This is a genomic window from Bradyrhizobium sp. MI1.10 (assembly GCF_055811035.1).
Genome location: NZ_JBVVPN010000010.1, coordinates 49352 through 64044, shown reverse-complemented (window position 1 = coordinate 64044; position 14693 = coordinate 49352). Strand labels below are relative to the sequence as shown.

Here is a 14693-nt window from a genome sequence, read left to right as displayed (position 1 = left end):
CCCCCCACCCGCGTTGTGCGCGCGAGCCACCGGGCCCCACGCCCCCCCGCGGTCACCCACCCACCCCCCCCCCGCCCGCGCCCGGGGGCCCGGCCCGATCCAGTATTCCACCGGCGCCGATCGGACGCGGAGAGGTCGCGGCGTACTGGATGCCCCGCCTTCGCGGGGCATGACGCCAGGAGTGGAGGCCTACGCCGCTCCGATCAAAATCCCCACCGCCAGCACGATCGCGCCGCCGAGCACGATCTGGAACACGGCCTGGAGGAACGGCGTGTCCATGTAGCGCGCGCGGATGAAGGCGATCGCCCACAATTCGAAGAACACGACAATTCCGGCAATTCCGGTGGCGATCCAGAATGCGTTGGCCCAGCTGTCGGGCACGAGATAGGGCAGGGTGTGCCCAAGCCCGCCGAGCGTCGTCATCAAGCCGCAGGTGAGACCGCGCAGCCAGGGCGAACCACGTCCGGTTAGCGAGCCGTCGTCGGACAGCGCTTCCGCAAAACCCATGCTGATGCCGGCACCGATCGAGGCGGCGAGGCCGACCAGAAATGTTTGCCAATTCTGATGCGTGGCGAAGGCAGCCGCAAACAGCGGCGCCAGCGTCGAAACCGAGCCGTCCATCAGGCCGGCGAGACCTGGCTGCACATATTGCAGCACGAACATGCGCCGGTTGGTGCGGTCTTCCTCGGCGCGCACGTCTGAACTCAGGATCTGGTCTGTCAGCTTCGCCGCCACCTCTTCGTGGCCTTTCTCGGCTTCGGCCAGATCGCCGAGCAGGCGGCGCACGCCGACATCTTGCGCCTGTTCAGCGGCCTTCACGTAAAAGCGCTCGGCCTGCAATTCCATTGTCTCGACTTCCCTGCGGATGGTGTCGAGCGGCAGGTTTTTGGTGAGCCAGACCGGACGGCGGCGCAGGAAGCCTTTGACATCCTCGCGGCGGATCGGGGGCAAATGCGGACCGAAGCGCTGCTCGTACATTTCCAGCAGCATGTGGCGATGGCCGCGCTCTTCCTCGGCCATCTGCTCGAAGATCTTGGCGGAGTCCGGATAGCGCTCCTTCAGGTCTTCGGCGAAGCTCATGTAGATGCGGCTGTCCTCCTCTTCGGAGGAGATCGCGACCGCAAGCACCTCGCGTTCGGTCAGATCGGCAAAATTCTTCACGGCGGCCCTGTCTGATTAGTTTAGAATAATTCTAAACTATATAGGGCGCTTGGGTTCCCGGGTCAAACCACGCCGCGGCTCTTTGCTAGGAAATCGAGTAGCAGTCGGCTTACCTCGGCCGGCTGCTCCTGCTGCACCCAGTGACCGGCGCCGTCGACGAGGCGGCAGCCGAGCAGCTTCGTGCAGGCCCGCGCCTGCATGGCCTCGAACACGCCGGGACGCTGGTAGGTGCCCCAATCCTGCTTGCCCGAGATGAAGCAGGAGGGCACGTCGATGGTGCGGCCGGCCAACAATTGGAGCTGGCTGTTGAATGCGCCTGATGTGCCGCAGCGATACCATTGCAGGCCGCCCTGGAATCCGGTTCGGTCGTATTCGGCGCTGTAGTAGCCGAGCTCATGGTCGGGGAGCCAGTGATTGGCAGCGATCGCGGCCGGCGAGGGCATCTCCTTTGCGACCGTCTCGGCCATGGTCTCGTTCAGGTCCATCACATAATAGGTCGGCAGCTTCGCAAGCTCATTCGCCGACCAGGACTTCAGCGGATATGGCTTGTTGTCGGTCCAGTCCGCGCTCTTATGGTGATAGTAGGCCCGCAGGAAATCATGCACGCCCTGCGCCGCGCGGTGCATGTCGGCATTGGCCGGGCGTGTCGCATAGTACCACTGATAATGCTTGCGTGGACGCGGCAAGGCGGCGAGCTCGCGATGCACGCGGTCTTCGGACGGTGGCTTTGCCGGCGCGTCGATCGTGTTGAACGGCAGCGGCGGCGCTCCGCCGAACGGCGCGCTCATCATCGCCACCGAACGGAACACGTCGGGCCGCATCAGCGCGCACCAGGCCGCGACTGGGCTGCCGAAATCATGTCCGACCACATCGACCTGCCTGTACCCGAAAGCCGACACCAGCCCGAGCGCATCCCGCACCAGGTTGAAGAGCGAAAACGGCGCGAGGTCGCCGTCATACTCCGCACTCCATCCCGTCGTCCGGCCATAGCCGCGCTGGTCCGGGGCGATCACGTGATAGCCGGCCGCGCTGAGCGCCGGCATCACCTTGCGCCAGGAGAAGGCGAGCTCGGGAAAGCCGTGCAGCAGCAGGATGCAGGGCCGCCCCTTGGTCTCGAAGCCTGCCTCCAGCACATGCATGCGCAAGCCGTTGATATCGTCGACATAGCGTGAGCGGATGCCGGCGGGGAGAGGGATCTCGGGGAGGTCGGTCATTGCTTTCTCCACACGGGTGGAATCGTAGGGTGGGCAAAGGCGCGCTTCGCGCGCCGTGCCCACCATCATTCTATAACGCGTTTGGCATGGTGGGCACGCTTCGCCTTGCCCACCCTACGGGATCCCGGCTAGATCACACCGCCGCGCAGACGAAGCCGCTGCCCTTGCGCCGGATCTTTCCTACCGACGGCGAGGGGAAATGCGCGGTGCAGCACAGCGTGTCGGTGTCGCAATAGCGTTCCAGGAAGCTGCGGCGCGTCGTTGCCGCCTTGGCCTGATCGAGGTCGAATTTCACCGACATCTCCGGATAGAGCGTCTGGATCGGCGAGTGCATGAGGTCGCCGGAGAACACAGCGTCGTCCTTGCCGTGTCCCATCGTGATGGCGATATGGCCCGGCGTGTGGCCCGGCGTCGGCAGAATACGAACGTGATCGCCGATCTGGTGATCGTTGCCGACAAGCTCGTGGCGTTTGGCCTCGACCACCGGCAGCACGCTGTCCACGAACGGCGGCACCTCCGCCTTCGCATTCTGCTCGGTCCAATGATCGAATTCCTGCTTGGCGAAGACGTAGCGCGCTTTCGGGAAGGTCGGCACCCAGCGGCCGTTCTCCAGCCGCGTGTTCCAGCCGACGTGATCGACATGCAGATGCGTGCACATCACGAAGTCGATGTCGTCAGGCGAGAATCCGGCAGCGTTGAGTCCGCGCAGATAGGTGTCGTCGGTCTTCATGTTCCATTTCGGACGCTGCGGCCGCGGCTTGTCGTTGCCGATGCAGCTGTCGACCAGAATGGTGTGGTGCGGCGTCTTGATCACATAGGACTGGAAGCACAGCATCAACGTGTCGCTGTCATCCAGGGCTTTCGCCTGCCTCATCCACGCCCGGTTCTCAGCCAGCAGCTCCGGTGTCAGCCCCGGCAACATCTCCAGCGCCGGCACGAACGAGGTTTCCTGCTCGACGACGCGATGGATGGTGAGGTCGCCAACCGCGTATTTCAGGCTCATGCTCGCTTCCTTGCACTCAGCGTGCGTCACGCACGGATGGAATGACGATGTTGGAGAGGACGTCGATCGCGGCCAGCCCTTCCTTCGGCTGGCCGTATTGGGCAGCGGTGGTCATCATGACGAGATCAAGCTCGGGCACGATGAAAATGCGTTGTCCGCCCCAGCCGAAGGCGCCAACCCATTTGATTTCCCTCCCGCCGGCCAGCGAGCGGCCCATCCACCATTGATAGCCGTAGAACAGCGTGCCGCCGAAATAGCCGATCGCCTGGAAGCGCGGTGCGATCGATTGTGCAATCCAATCGGCCGAGACGATTTGTTGGCCGTTCCACTGGCCGCGATCGAGCACGAGCTGGCCGAGCTTGGCGGCATCTCGCGGACGCAAGCGCAGGCCGGCGGCCGCCGCGATCTTGCCGTTCTTCGGGTAGGCCTTCCACGCGAAATCGGCGATCCCGAGCGGCTGGAACAGCGCCTCGCGCGCAAACGTTTCCAGCGGCTTGCCCGAGACGCGTTCGAGGATGTTGCCGAGCAGTTCAGTCCCGCCGCCATTATAGGTCCAGAGCACATCCGGCGGCGCGGCGACCGGCCTTCCGAGCACATAATCAATCGGATCGGCTTCAAAGGTGAGATGCGGCTCGTCGTTGTTCGGATCGGTCCATGCCCGCGCCTCGTCCCATTTCATTCCCGAGGACATCGTCAGCAGATGGCGCAGCGTGATGGCCTCCCAGCCCGCCTGCTTCACCGCCTGATGGTCGGGGAAGAATTTGAGCACAGGTTCGTCGACGCCTTCGATCAGCTTGCGATCGATCGCGATACCGATGAGCGTCGAAACGACACTCTTCGATGCCGAACGCATGTCGTGCTTCGTCGTCGCGGTGAATTCGTGCTGGCCTTCCGGTTGTCCCCAGGGTTGATCGTAGCCGGCGAAGTATTGCTCGAAGACGAGCTTGCCGTGGCGCGCGACGACAACCGAATGAACCGAAGTCGCGCGTTGTTCGAGTCGTGCGGCGATCCCGCAAAGTTTTGCGCCGTCCATGCCGACGCTGTCGGGCGACGCAGTCGTCCAGCCGTCGTCGGTTGACGATGGCGGCTCGCAGGCGAGGTTTCGCTGTCCAGGCACCATGCCGTCGGCTTGCACGGAAGTGGTTGAGACGGTCAACGCGAGCATGAGGCTCGCGCCGAGAATGCTGAGGCGGGGGAAGCGATCGCGCATCATCCTTCTCCCGCAGTCGCGATACTACGCCGCCGGCGGCACCGAGATCTTCACGGAGGGCCGCTCCAGCATCTTCTGGTGGAACGCGTCGAGCTTCGGATAGGCCTTGCGCCAGCCGCAATCGGCAAAGCGGAAGTCGGCATAGCCGAGCACGCAGACGAGGCCGATCTGCGAGATGTCGAAGGGGCCGTTCAGCACCTCGGGCATGTTCTCGAAGCGCGCCATTCCGGTCCAGGCCCGGTTCCAATGGTCGTCCGACCACGCCTGCCATTGCAGGCCCTGCGGCCGCACCATCTTCTCGTAGCGGCACAGCAGCATGGAATCGAGCATGCCGTTGATCAGGGCATGATTGGTCTTGGCCTTCCAGCGGCGCGGACCGTAGTCCGGGATCAGGCTGCCGCCGGCCATCTCGTTGAGATATTCGACGATGACGTACGAGTCCAAAATAACGTCGCCGTCATTGGTGATCAGGACCGGTAGCTTCTTCAGCGGCGTGATCTTCGAATAGTCCTCGTTGGCCGTGCCGGGCGCGACGGCTGCCGGCGTGAACTCGATCTTGTCGATCAGCCCGAGCTCGATTGCGGCGATGCGCACCTTGCGGGCGAAGGGCGAGGCGGGGGAGAAGGTGAGCTTCATGGCGAGTATCCAAAAAATGAAAGTTTTGCTTCGTCATTGCGAGGAGCGAAGCGACGAAGCAATCCAGGCTGTCTCCGCCGGACGATCTCTGGATTGCTTCGCTTCGCTCGCAATGACGGCGTGGCGACAGTGATGATCGCGGCTTACGCCGCGACGATCTCCTGGCGCTGCTCGCCGAGGCCCTCGATGCCGAGCGTGATGACGTCGCCGACATTGAGGAAGGTCGGCGGCTTCATGCCGAGGCCGACGCCGGGCGGGGTGCCCGTCGTGATGATGTCGCCCGGCAGCAGCGTCATGAACTGCGAGACATAGGAGATGCACTTGGCCATCGAGAAGATCATGGTCTTGGTCGAGCCGGTCTGGCGGCGCTGGCCGTTGACGTCGAGCCACATCGGCAGGTTCTGCACGTCCTTGATCTCGTCCTTGGTGGCGAGCCAGGGGCCGAGCGGGCCGAACGTGTCGTGCGACTTGCCCTTGGTCCACTGACCCAGGCGCTCGATCTGGAAGGCGCGCTCGGAGACGTCGTTGCAGACGCAGTAACCGGCGACGTGGTTGAGCGCGTCGGCTTCAGAGACGTATTTTGCGCGCGTGCCGATGATCGCGGCGATCTCGACCTCCCAGTCGAGCTTGGTCGAGCCGCGCGGCTTCTCGATGGCGTCGTTCGGGCCGGACAGCGAGGTGTTGGCCTTCATGAAAATGATCGGCTCGCTCGGGATCTCCGCGCCGGTCTCCTTGGCGTGGTCGCTGTAGTTGAGGCCGATCGCCACGAATTTCGACATGCCGGTGACGGGGGCGCCGAACCGCGGCTTACCGGAGACGGCGGGCAGCGAGGCGGGATCGAGCGCCGCCAGCTTCTTCAGGCTCTCGGGCGAATAGGCCTCGCCGGTCAGGTCCTTCACATGCGCCGACAGGTCCCGCAACTGGCCGGATTTGTCGATCAGGCCGGGCTTTTCCGCACCCTTCTCGCCATAACGAACAAGCTTCATTCTCGTTTCTCCCTGGAATGGACCGATCGGTTGAACAGCTTCATGGAACAGGGCGGCGGGAAATTCAACCGCTCATAGAGGGGCGCATTGCAGCCCTCTTGATTCGGGTGCTCGTAGGGTGGGCAAAGGCGCGAAGCGCCGTGCCCACCAATTTCCTTGATCGCCCGGCATGGTGGGCACGCTTCGCTTTGCCCACCCTACGATTGCAGCGCCTCGAACCCGAAAGCGTCCCCGTCCCGCCTGATGTGCCCGGCCGAAAAATGCCCGCCGATCACCAGCGTCGGGGTGTCGGCAAACCGGCCGAACAATTCGCGCCGCGTCGTCGCCGATTGGCTTTGGTCGGAATCCGCGGTCGAGGACCAGCCGAGATGCGCCATCTGACAGGGATGATGGGCGACGTCGCCCGTCAGCAGTCCCTGCTCGCCTCCCGACTGGATCAGAATGCTCATATGCCCGGGGCTGTGGCCGGGGGTCGGGATCATGCTGATCTCCTCGCTGAGCCGGTGGTCGCTCGCGACCAACTCGGCCCGGCCGGCATCGACGATCGGCTTCACGGAATCGGCAAACACGGCCCACTTGTCCGGCTCGGTGGAATGGTCGCGCCAATGCTCATACTCGGTCTTGCCGAAGACATAGCGCGCGTTGGGGAAGGTCGGCACCCATTTGCCGTCGACCAGTCTCGTGTTCCAGCCGACATGATCGACATGAAGATGCGTGCACAGCACGGTATCGATACTCTCCGGCGGAAAGCCCGCCGCAATCATCGTCTCCAGGAACGGCGTGGTGCGATTGTTCCAGGTTGGGACGTTGCGGCCCTGCTTGTCATTGCCAAGCCCGGTATCGACCACGATGCGGCGCGTCGGCGTCTCCACCAGCAGCGAATGGATCGACATTTTCAGCCGGCCCTCTTCGGTGGCGAAATGCGGGATCAGCCAGGGCAGCTTCTGGATTTCTGCATTGCTCGCCAAGGGCAGAATGAAGCGGGTCGAGCCGACCGTCTCTAATTCCACGACCTCAGTGATTTTGACCCTGCCGACCTTCCACTGCATCCGGCGCATCCTCATGTTCTTGCTTTGGCGGGGAACATGCGCAGTTTCGCTGTCAGGCGCAATGGATCATCTGACGCGGTGCGGCGTTATCGCGGGAACCCAGGGAAAGACAAAGGGCCAGCCATGCCAGAGCTTGCGATTTCCGCGGAGAAGGTCGCCTTCATCATCGAAAAGGCGCGTGAATTCGACGTCAAGCAGGCGGATTCCGATCCGGATTCCGGCTCGAATGCGACTGATGACGATGCGGTCGACGTCCTCGAGGATGACGGCTCCGATCCGGTCGTCAACGAGCTCGGAAGTTTCATCGTGGCCATGAACGAGGACGAGCAGATCGATCTCGTCACACTGACCTGGCTCGGCCGCGGCGACGGCACGATCGACGATTGGGACGATTTGCGCGCACGCGCGGTGGAGGCGCGCGCCGAGTATCGCAGTCCCCGGCGCGAGACGGCGCATTATCTGCTCGGTGAGCCGATGCTGGGCGATCTGCTCGCCGACGGGCTCGACGAATTCGGCGTCGACTGGACCGACGGAAACCCAGTCGCCGATTCATCCAGTCCGAGCCAGCGGGACGAAGACGAGCCCACCAAGCAACAGCGGTGATTCCGGCCGATATCAGCGCGCGCAGTCAACGACCACGGTGCCGAGCTTGTCGCCTTTCTCGACGGCGATATGGGCCTGCGCCGTCTCCGACAGCGCAAACTGCGCCGCGACATTGTGGATTCGCGGCCCCGCCGCCAGCCATTTCGAGATGTCGGCCTGCGCCGCCGCAAGCAGCGCCGGCGGCAGCGCGAACAAGACGAGCGAGCGGAGCGTGATGCACTTTTCCATCAACTCGCGTATCGGCACGGTCGGCGTGCGGTTGCCATTCGTGGCGTAGACCGCGATGGTCGAATTCATGGCCATCAACTTCAGCGTCGTCGCAATGTTGCCGCCGAAATCGACATCGACCAAGTGGTCGACCCCGCGTCCGCCGGTGAAGGCCATCGCCTTGGCAACGACATCTTCGTCCCTGTAATTGACCACGAGATCGGCACCGGCTTGTCGCGCCTGCTCGCCTTTCATCGCCGAGCTGACGGTCGCGATCACCTGCGCGCCGCCCCATTTCGCGAGTTGCACGGCGTAATGCCCGACGGCACCCGCGCCGCCGGTGACCAGCACGGTCTTGCCGACGATCGGCCCGTCCGCAAACAGGGAGCACCACGCCGTCATTGCGGGAATGCCCAGCGTCGCGCCTTCCGCAAAAGAGAGATTGTCCGGCAGCGGCGTCACCAGGTGCTCGGCAAGCGCGATATGTTCGGCCGCGGTGCCAAAGGCGCGGCCGTTGCGCTGGCCGTTGAACAGCCAGACCCTGTCGCCGATCTTGAACCCCGTCGCGCCATCGCCGATCTGGTCGATAAAGCCCGCGCCATCGCTGTTCGGAATGACACGCGAAAATTCCTTCGCGCGATAGCTGCCCCCGCGCCGGCCGACATCGGCCGGATTGACGCCGGAGGCTTCCAGGCGAACACGAACTTCGCCTGGACCTGCGACCGGCGTCGCCATCTCACCATAGGTGAGGACGTCCGCCGCCGGTCCTGTCTCCTCGTACCAGACTGCTCTCACAGCGTTCCTGGGAATGCACCGCCATCGAGCAGAAGGTTCTGCCCGGTGATGAAGCCCGCCTTGGCGCCGCACAGGAAGGCGCAGGCGTAGCCGAACTCGTCGGGGTCGCCGAAGCGGCCCGCGGGATTGAGCTTGGCGCGCTCGGCCAGAACCTGGTCCGGCGTGATGCCGCGCTTCTCGGATTCGCCTTTCGCGGTGCTGCGCAGGCGGTCGGTCTCGAACGGGCCCGGCAGCAGGCCGTTGATGGTGACGTTGTTGATCACGGTCTTGCGCGACAGGCCGGCAATGAAGCCGGTGAGGCCGGCGCGCGCTCCGTTGGAGAGACCGAGAATGTCGATCGGCGCCTTCACCGCGGCCGAGGTGATGTTGACGATGCGGCCGAATTTGCGCGTCATCATGCCGTCCACGGTCGATTTGATCAGCTCGATCGGGGTCAGCATGTTGGCGTCGATCGCCTTGATCCAGTCGTCGCGGGTCCAGTTGCGGAAATCGCCGGGCGGCGGTCCGCCGGCATTGTTGATCAGGATATCCGGCTCGGGGCAGGCCTTCAGCACCGCCTCGCGGCCCGCCGGCGTCGTGATGTCGCCGACGATCTCGGTGACGGTCACATCAGGATAGGCCTTGCGGATGTCGTCGGCCGTCTTCTTCAGGGCCTCGGCGCCGCGCGCGGTCAGCGTGACGTGAACGCCGGCCTCGGCCAGCGAGATGGCGCAGGCGCGTCCGAGGCCTTTGCTGGATGCGCAGACGATGGCGCGGCGACCTTTGATCCCAAGATCCACTGTTTCACTCCCGTAATGTCAGCTAGGTTTTTAGAGCCGCTATTCTAGCCAACCTTGGCGCCGCTGATAAGGGATTGGCTCGCATCAAAATGCATGCGCACTTGCGCGGCGATGCAAATGTGCGGGCATCATCAGATGTGCCGCTCCTGCTTGAGACGGTCGATCGCGGAGGCCGCCTCCGGCGGCAGCGACTTGAAGCCCATCCGGCCGACCGTCGAGAACAGCGGCCGCAGGTGCGAACCGGCGAGAAACGGCGGCTCGCGGTTAGCCGGCACAATCTGGTCGAACACCAGCACCAGGGTGGTGGCGACGAGGCCGACCCTGATGGCGCCGAGCGCTGCGCCGCCAAGCCGGTCGCCGATGCCGGCCTGCCGTATCGTGTCGCTCAGCGCCAGCCGGCCGAGATGTCCAAACAGCATGCCGACTACCACGAAGATGCTGAAGAACCAGAGCCAGTTCTGCAACAGCGGCGCATTCGGATTGCCCGCGACCTGAGGGACGATCAGCGGCATCAACGCGACGGCGATGGGGGCGGCGAGGAGATAGGCCAGGATCGTCATGGCGCTGCCGAGCAGGCCGGTCCTGAAACCGAAGCCGATCGCGATGACGAACGCCGCATAGACGGCGAGATCGAAACTGTTCATGCGCGTGACCCTGCCATGGAACGAGTGAACGCAGAACCGATCATTCCGGTTTCAGATCGTTAAAGTCGTCTGTATTGATGGCTGCAAAGCTCAAGGAAAGCGTCATGTCGGACCTATTCGACGTCAGTCAGGAAACCATCCTCGTCACAGGTGCGAGCCAGGGCTTGGGGCGGCAATTTGCCCGGGTGCTGGCGGCGCATGGCGCGGCCGTCGCGCTCGCGGCGCGGCAGACCGACAAGCTGAAGAGCCTGGAAGAGGAGATCCGCGGCAAGGGCGGCCGTGCCGCAGCCGTCGCGCTCGACGTCACCGACACGGCATCGATCGCCCGAGCCGTCGATGCCGCGGAAGCCGCGCTCGGCCCGGTCACGGTGCTGATCAACAACGCCGGCATCGCGATCGAAAAGCTCGCGACCGAGCAGACCGAGGCCGATTGGGACGCGGTGATCGGCGCCAATCTCAAGGGCGCCTATTTCTTAGCGACCGAGATCGCGCGCCGCATGATCGCGCGCAAGCAGGCAGGCAACATCGTCAACATCGCCTCCGTGCTCGGCACCGGCGTGCTGAAGGCGGTGTCGCCTTACGCGATCTCCAAGGCCGGCATCATCCAGGCGACCAAGGCGATGGCGCTGGAGCTCGCGGGGCAGAACATCCGCATCAACGCGCTGGCACCCGGCTACATCGACACCGAGATGAACCACGCATTCTGGTCGACGCCGTCGGGCGAGCGCCTGACCAAGCGCATCCCGCAGCGCCGCATCGGCGCCGAGTCCGATCTCGACGGCGCGATCCTGCTGCTGGCCTCGAAGGCCTCGCGGTACATGACGGGCAGCGTGGTGACGGTGGACGGCGGGTTCTTGTTGAATTGAGGAGCTGCCGCACGCTCCGCCCTCATCCTGAGGAGCCGCGAAGCGGCGTCTCGAAGGATGAAGATGAGTGCGAGGTGCGTCCTTCGAGACGCGCGCAAGAGCGCGCTCCTCAGGACGAGGTCGGAGCAAGTGGCTGCCGTAGCCCGCGCAATGCTAGTTTACCCGCATCTCGCCCCTGATCATATCGGCCGCCTTCTCTCCGATCATGATCGTCGGCGCATTGGTGTTGCCGCCGATCAGTGTCGGCATGATCGAAGCGTCGACGACGCGCAGACCCTCGACGCCGTGCACCTTCAGCGCCGGATCGACCACGGCCATCGCGTCGGTGCCCATCTTGCAGGTGCCGACGGGATGATAGACGGTGTCGACACGCGCGCGCAGGATGGCGCGGATGTCGTCGTCCGTTCTCACATCGGACGTGAACATGTCCTTCTTCTGCAACGCGCGCATCGCGGGCGTCTCCATCAGCCGCCGCGTGGTCTTGAAGCCGGCGACCATCGTCTCGAGATCCTCCGCCTCGCCCAAGAAATTCGGATCGATCATCGGCGCCGCCAGCGGATCGGCGCTTTTCAGCCAGACGCTGCCACGGCTCTTCGGCCGCAACAGGCAGACGTGGCACGAGAAGCCCGCCTCCTTGTGCTTCTTGCGGCCGTGATCGTCGAGCATCGCGATGATGAAGTGCAGCTGGATGTCGGGCACATCGAGGTCGGCTCGGGTCTTCAGGAAGCCGCCACACTCGGCGAAATTGGTGGTCATCAGGCCGCGCCGGTCCCGGCGATAGCGCTGAATGGCGCGGAGCAGGGATGGCAGCCGACCGAGCGATGAGTGGACGAAGTGCGGATAGTCGGAGGCGTAGACGAACACGAAATCCGGATGATCCTGCAGATTGCGTCCGACGCCCGGCAAATGACGCACGACGGCGATCCCGTGCGCGGCAAGCGCCTCGCCGTCGCCTATGCCTGACAGCATCATCAATTGCGGCGACTGGAAGGCGCCGGCGGCAAGGATCACCTCGCGGCGGGCACGCAGCTGCTTTGTCTGCTTGCCCTGGACATATTCGATGCCGACCGCGCGCCCACCTTCGAACAGGATGCGCGTGGCATGCGCCTGCGTCTCGAGACGCAAATTCGCGCGCTTGTCCAAGTGCGGATTCACATAGGCGCGCGCCGCGCTCCAGCGCTCGCCATTGTGCTGGGTCACCTGGTAGCTGCCGAGCCCTTCGTGGTCCTCTCCGTTGAAGTCCTCGCGGATGCGGAACTGCGCCTCGCGGGCGGCCTGATGGAAGACGTCGTGGATCGGATTGTCGGCGCGCAGTCTGTTGACATGCAGCGGGCCGCCCTTGCCGTGATATTCGCCGTCGAAATCGGCGTTGTTCTCCGAGCGCTTGAAATAGGGCAGCACGTCCGCGTACGACCAGCCGGCATTGCCGAGCGAGGCCCAGTGGTCGTAGTCCCATTTGTTGCCGCGGATATAGACCATGGCATTGATCGCCGAGGAGCCGCCGAGCCCCTTGCCGCGCGGTTGATAGCCGATACGACCGTTCAATCCGTTCTGCGGCACGGTGTCGAAGCCCCAGTTCGCGACCTTGTATGGCAAAGCGAGTCCGAACGGCGTGGTGATCCGCCAATTGTCGTTCCGTCCGCCCGCATCGAGCAGCGCCACGGATGTCCCCGCATCCTCCGACAGCCGCCCCGCAACCGCGCATCCGCCAGAGCCCGCGCCCACGACGACGAAATCGAATGTGTTGGTCACTGATGTTTCCCCCTCTTGCATTTTTTTTCTCGTCATTGCGAGCAAAGCGAAGCAATCCAGAATCCCACCGCGGAGACAGTCTGGATTGCTTCGCTGCGCTCGCAATGACGAGCAATTACGACATGAACCGCATCATCTTCTCCAGCCGCGCGATCTTGCCGCCGTAGGGCGGATAGAGGTCGGCGAGCCGGTTGAATTTCGAGCGATAGAACACCGGCTTCAGCTTGCTGAACGTGCGAAAGCCCCATTCACCGTGATAGGCGCCGGTGCCGGACGCGCCGACGCCGCCCATCGGCTGGTTGATTTGCGCGAAGTGGAACAGGCAGTCGTTGATGGTGACGCCGCCGGAGACGGTGCGCGCCAGCACCTCGTCGCGCGCAATGCGATCCTTGCCGAACCAGTACAGCGCCAGCGGCCGGTCGCGGGCGTTGACGAAGGCGATGGCATCGGCCGGTTCGCGATAGCCGAGCACGGGGAGCACCGGGCCGAAAATCTCCTCCTGCATGACCGCCATGTCTGCGGTTGCGCCCACGATCAGCGTCGGCGGGAATTTGCGGTGTGCCTTCCAGTTGGGATCGTCCGCCTTCGCCGGCTGCAGGATCTTTGCGCCGCGACGTGTCGCATCCGCGACGAGATTTTCCAGCCGCGCATAATGCCGGTCGGAGATCATGGAAGTGTAGTCCTTGTTGGCGGGATCGGTGCCGAACATGCGCCGCATCTGCGCGCGGACTTTTTCGGCGAAGGCCTGCTGCGCGCGCTCGGGCACCAGCACATAATCGGGCGCGATGCAGGTCTGCCCGGCATTGAGCTGCTTGCCGTAGGCGATGCGTTCGGCGGCCTCTTCGAGGTCGGCCGAGACGTCGATGATAACAGGCGACTTGCCGCCGAGCTCAAGCGTGACCGGCGTCAGATTGCGCCCCGCGGCTTCAGCGACCAGTCGTCCCACCCGGGTCGAGCCGGTGAACACCAGATGATCGAACGGCAGCGATGCAAAGGCTTTTGCGATCTCGTCCTCGACCCCGGTGACGAGCACTTCCGCAGCGTCGAACCGCGCGGCGACCGTCTCCTTCAGCAGGCTTGCGAAATGGGCGACGTGTTCGCTCGGCTTGATGATGACGCGGTTGCCGGCGGCAAGCGCGCCGATGGCGGGCGCGAGCGTCAGCTGCAGCGGATAATTCCACGGCGCGATGATGCCGACGACGCCGAGCGGCTGCGGCATCAGCCGGTTGCGCGCGGGCAGGAATTGCAGCGCCGTTGAAACGCGCTGCGGCGCCATCCAGCTCTTGAGGTGCTTGCTGGCATGACGGATCTCGGAGAACACCATCATAGTCTCGGCGATATTGGTCTCGACCGCGCAGCGGTGGCCGAAATCCGCCGAGATCGCCTGCCGGAAGCGCTCCTCGTTGTCGGCGACGACAGTGCGCAGCCGTGCCAGCCGGTCGAGCCGCTCGGCAAGGCCAGCCGCCGGCTCGGCCCGCGACCGCGCGACCATGGCATGGAAGGCGTCTTCGAGGGCCCCAAGCGGGGCGGTCACCGGGGGCTGGTCCAAGGCGTGGTCCATGGCGTTCTCCCCCTCGAAGTGGCGTTTCCGCCTGGTTTTGTTGCCGCAAGCTGGCCCCTTGTGGAACTTCTGGCAAGGGCGGGCCAAACAGGCCGCAAATTCGTCCACCGCGCTGTCATAAAGTCGAAAAAAACGTCCCCGCAGCCCTTTCCAAAGCCACCCCGGGTTGGTACATACCGCCCGCACCCAACGGGCTTTGCCCGGGGTTGCCTTCCAAGGAAGCCTTT

The 14693-nt window shown here is 64.2% G+C and carries 14 protein-coding genes; 2 read left to right on the top strand and 12 right to left on the bottom strand.

Annotated features, from left to right (window positions below; genetic code table 11):
* Nucleotides 1-189: 189 nt before the first annotated feature.
* From mbfA to AC0L3K_RS12820, 7 genes are all read right to left on the bottom strand, one after another.
* Complete coding sequence (mbfA, locus tag AC0L3K_RS12850; RefSeq protein WP_219682962.1) at nt 190-1161, bottom strand: iron exporter MbfA; 972 nt, start codon at nt 1159-1161, stop codon at nt 190-192.
* 62 nt (nt 1162-1223) lie between these two features.
* Nucleotides 1224-2375, bottom strand: a complete 1152-nt coding sequence (locus AC0L3K_RS12845) for an alpha/beta hydrolase (RefSeq protein ID WP_473366182.1) — start codon at nt 2373-2375, stop codon at nt 1224-1226.
* Between the two features lie 133 nt (nt 2376-2508).
* Nucleotides 2509-3378: an MBL fold metallo-hydrolase gene (locus AC0L3K_RS12840; RefSeq protein WP_007599589.1), complete on the bottom strand. Its 870-nt coding sequence runs from the start codon at nt 3376-3378 to the stop codon at nt 2509-2511.
* Nucleotides 3379-3394: 16 nt separating this feature from the next.
* The gene (locus AC0L3K_RS12835; RefSeq protein ID WP_473366181.1) at nt 3395-4591 is read right to left on the bottom strand and encodes a serine hydrolase domain-containing protein; all 1197 of its coding nucleotides are present in this window, start codon (nt 4589-4591) and stop codon (nt 3395-3397) included.
* Nucleotides 4592-4612: 21 nt separating this feature from the next.
* Nucleotides 4613-5224 carry a glutathione S-transferase family protein gene (locus tag AC0L3K_RS12830; protein WP_007599593.1) on the bottom strand — a complete coding sequence of 204 codons (612 nt, stop codon included), beginning with the start codon at nt 5222-5224 and terminating at the stop codon, nt 4613-4615.
* Nucleotides 5225-5367: 143 nt separating this feature from the next.
* Nucleotides 5368-6210: a fumarylacetoacetate hydrolase family protein gene (locus AC0L3K_RS12825; protein WP_018457567.1), complete on the bottom strand. Its 843-nt coding sequence runs from the start codon at nt 6208-6210 to the stop codon at nt 5368-5370.
* A 197-nt stretch (nt 6211-6407) separates the two neighbouring features.
* Nucleotides 6408-7259, bottom strand: coding sequence for an MBL fold metallo-hydrolase (locus tag AC0L3K_RS12820; RefSeq protein WP_473366180.1), 852 nt, complete (start codon nt 7257-7259; stop codon nt 6408-6410).
* Between the two features lie 123 nt (nt 7260-7382).
* Between AC0L3K_RS12820 and AC0L3K_RS12815 the strand changes: the two genes are divergently transcribed.
* On the top strand, nt 7383-7862 hold the full coding sequence (locus AC0L3K_RS12815; protein ID WP_354200478.1) for a DUF3775 domain-containing protein: 480 nt from the start codon (nt 7383-7385) through the stop codon (nt 7860-7862).
* 12 nt (nt 7863-7874) lie between these two features.
* Here the strand turns inward: AC0L3K_RS12815 and AC0L3K_RS12810 are convergent, their stop codons facing one another.
* The 3 genes from AC0L3K_RS12810 to AC0L3K_RS12800 all read right to left on the bottom strand — a co-directional run bounded on the left by AC0L3K_RS12810 (nt 7875) and on the right by AC0L3K_RS12800 (nt 10287).
* Nucleotides 7875-8864: an NADPH:quinone reductase gene (locus AC0L3K_RS12810; protein ID WP_473366179.1), complete on the bottom strand. Its 990-nt coding sequence runs from the start codon at nt 8862-8864 to the stop codon at nt 7875-7877.
* The gene (locus AC0L3K_RS12805; RefSeq protein WP_007599602.1) at nt 8861-9643 is read right to left on the bottom strand and encodes an SDR family oxidoreductase; all 783 of its coding nucleotides are present in this window, start codon (nt 9641-9643) and stop codon (nt 8861-8863) included. Before AC0L3K_RS12805 ends, AC0L3K_RS12810 begins: the two co-directional genes overlap by 4 nt.
* A 131-nt stretch (nt 9644-9774) precedes the next feature.
* Nucleotides 9775-10287 (bottom strand): CvpA family protein, encoded by a 513-nt coding sequence (locus AC0L3K_RS12800; RefSeq protein WP_219682958.1) that lies wholly within the window; start codon nt 10285-10287, stop codon nt 9775-9777.
* A 104-nt stretch (nt 10288-10391) separates the two neighbouring features.
* Between AC0L3K_RS12800 and AC0L3K_RS12795 the strand changes: the two genes are divergently transcribed.
* Entirely contained in the window at nt 10392-11153 is a 762-nt protein-coding gene (locus AC0L3K_RS12795; RefSeq protein WP_354159575.1) for an SDR family oxidoreductase, read from the top strand.
* 153 nt (nt 11154-11306) lie between these two features.
* On the opposite strand, the gene AC0L3K_RS12790 is transcribed toward AC0L3K_RS12795, so the two are convergent.
* The gene (locus AC0L3K_RS12790) at nt 11307-12905 is read right to left on the bottom strand and encodes a GMC family oxidoreductase (protein ID WP_473366178.1); all 1599 of its coding nucleotides are present in this window, start codon (nt 12903-12905) and stop codon (nt 11307-11309) included.
* 115 nt (nt 12906-13020) lie between these two features.
* Nucleotides 13021-14466: a coniferyl aldehyde dehydrogenase gene (locus tag AC0L3K_RS12785; RefSeq protein ID WP_473366177.1), complete on the bottom strand. Its 1446-nt coding sequence runs from the start codon at nt 14464-14466 to the stop codon at nt 13021-13023.
* Nucleotides 14467-14693 lie beyond the last annotated feature (227 nt).

Bases quoted from the DNA above. Each gene is read 5' to 3' on its own strand.
- AC0L3K_RS12845 (WP_473366182.1), bottom strand. From the start codon at position 2,375: ATGACCGACCTCCCCGAGATCCCTCTCCCCGCCGGCATCCGCTCACGC.
- AC0L3K_RS12840 (WP_007599589.1), bottom strand. From the start codon at position 3,378: ATGAGCCTGAAATACGCGGTTGGCGACCTCACCATCCATCGCGTCGTC.
- AC0L3K_RS12835 (WP_473366181.1), bottom strand. From the start codon at position 4,591: ATGATGCGCGATCGCTTCCCCCGCCTCAGCATTCTCGGCGCGAGCCTC.
- AC0L3K_RS12830 (WP_007599593.1), bottom strand. From the start codon at position 5,224: ATGAAGCTCACCTTCTCCCCCGCCTCGCCCTTCGCCCGCAAGGTGCGC.
- AC0L3K_RS12825 (WP_018457567.1), bottom strand. From the start codon at position 6,210: ATGAAGCTTGTTCGTTATGGCGAGAAGGGTGCGGAAAAGCCCGGCCTG.
- AC0L3K_RS12820 (WP_473366180.1), bottom strand. From the start codon at position 7,259: ATGCAGTGGAAGGTCGGCAGGGTCAAAATCACTGAGGTCGTGGAATTA.
- AC0L3K_RS12815 (WP_354200478.1), top strand. From the start codon at position 7,383: ATGCCAGAGCTTGCGATTTCCGCGGAGAAGGTCGCCTTCATCATCGAA.
- AC0L3K_RS12800 (WP_219682958.1), bottom strand. From the start codon at position 10,287: ATGAACAGTTTCGATCTCGCCGTCTATGCGGCGTTCGTCATCGCGATC.
- AC0L3K_RS12795 (WP_354159575.1), top strand. From the start codon at position 10,392: ATGTCGGACCTATTCGACGTCAGTCAGGAAACCATCCTCGTCACAGGT.
- AC0L3K_RS12785 (WP_473366177.1), bottom strand. From the start codon at position 14,466: ATGGACCACGCCTTGGACCAGCCCCCGGTGACCGCCCCGCTTGGGGCC.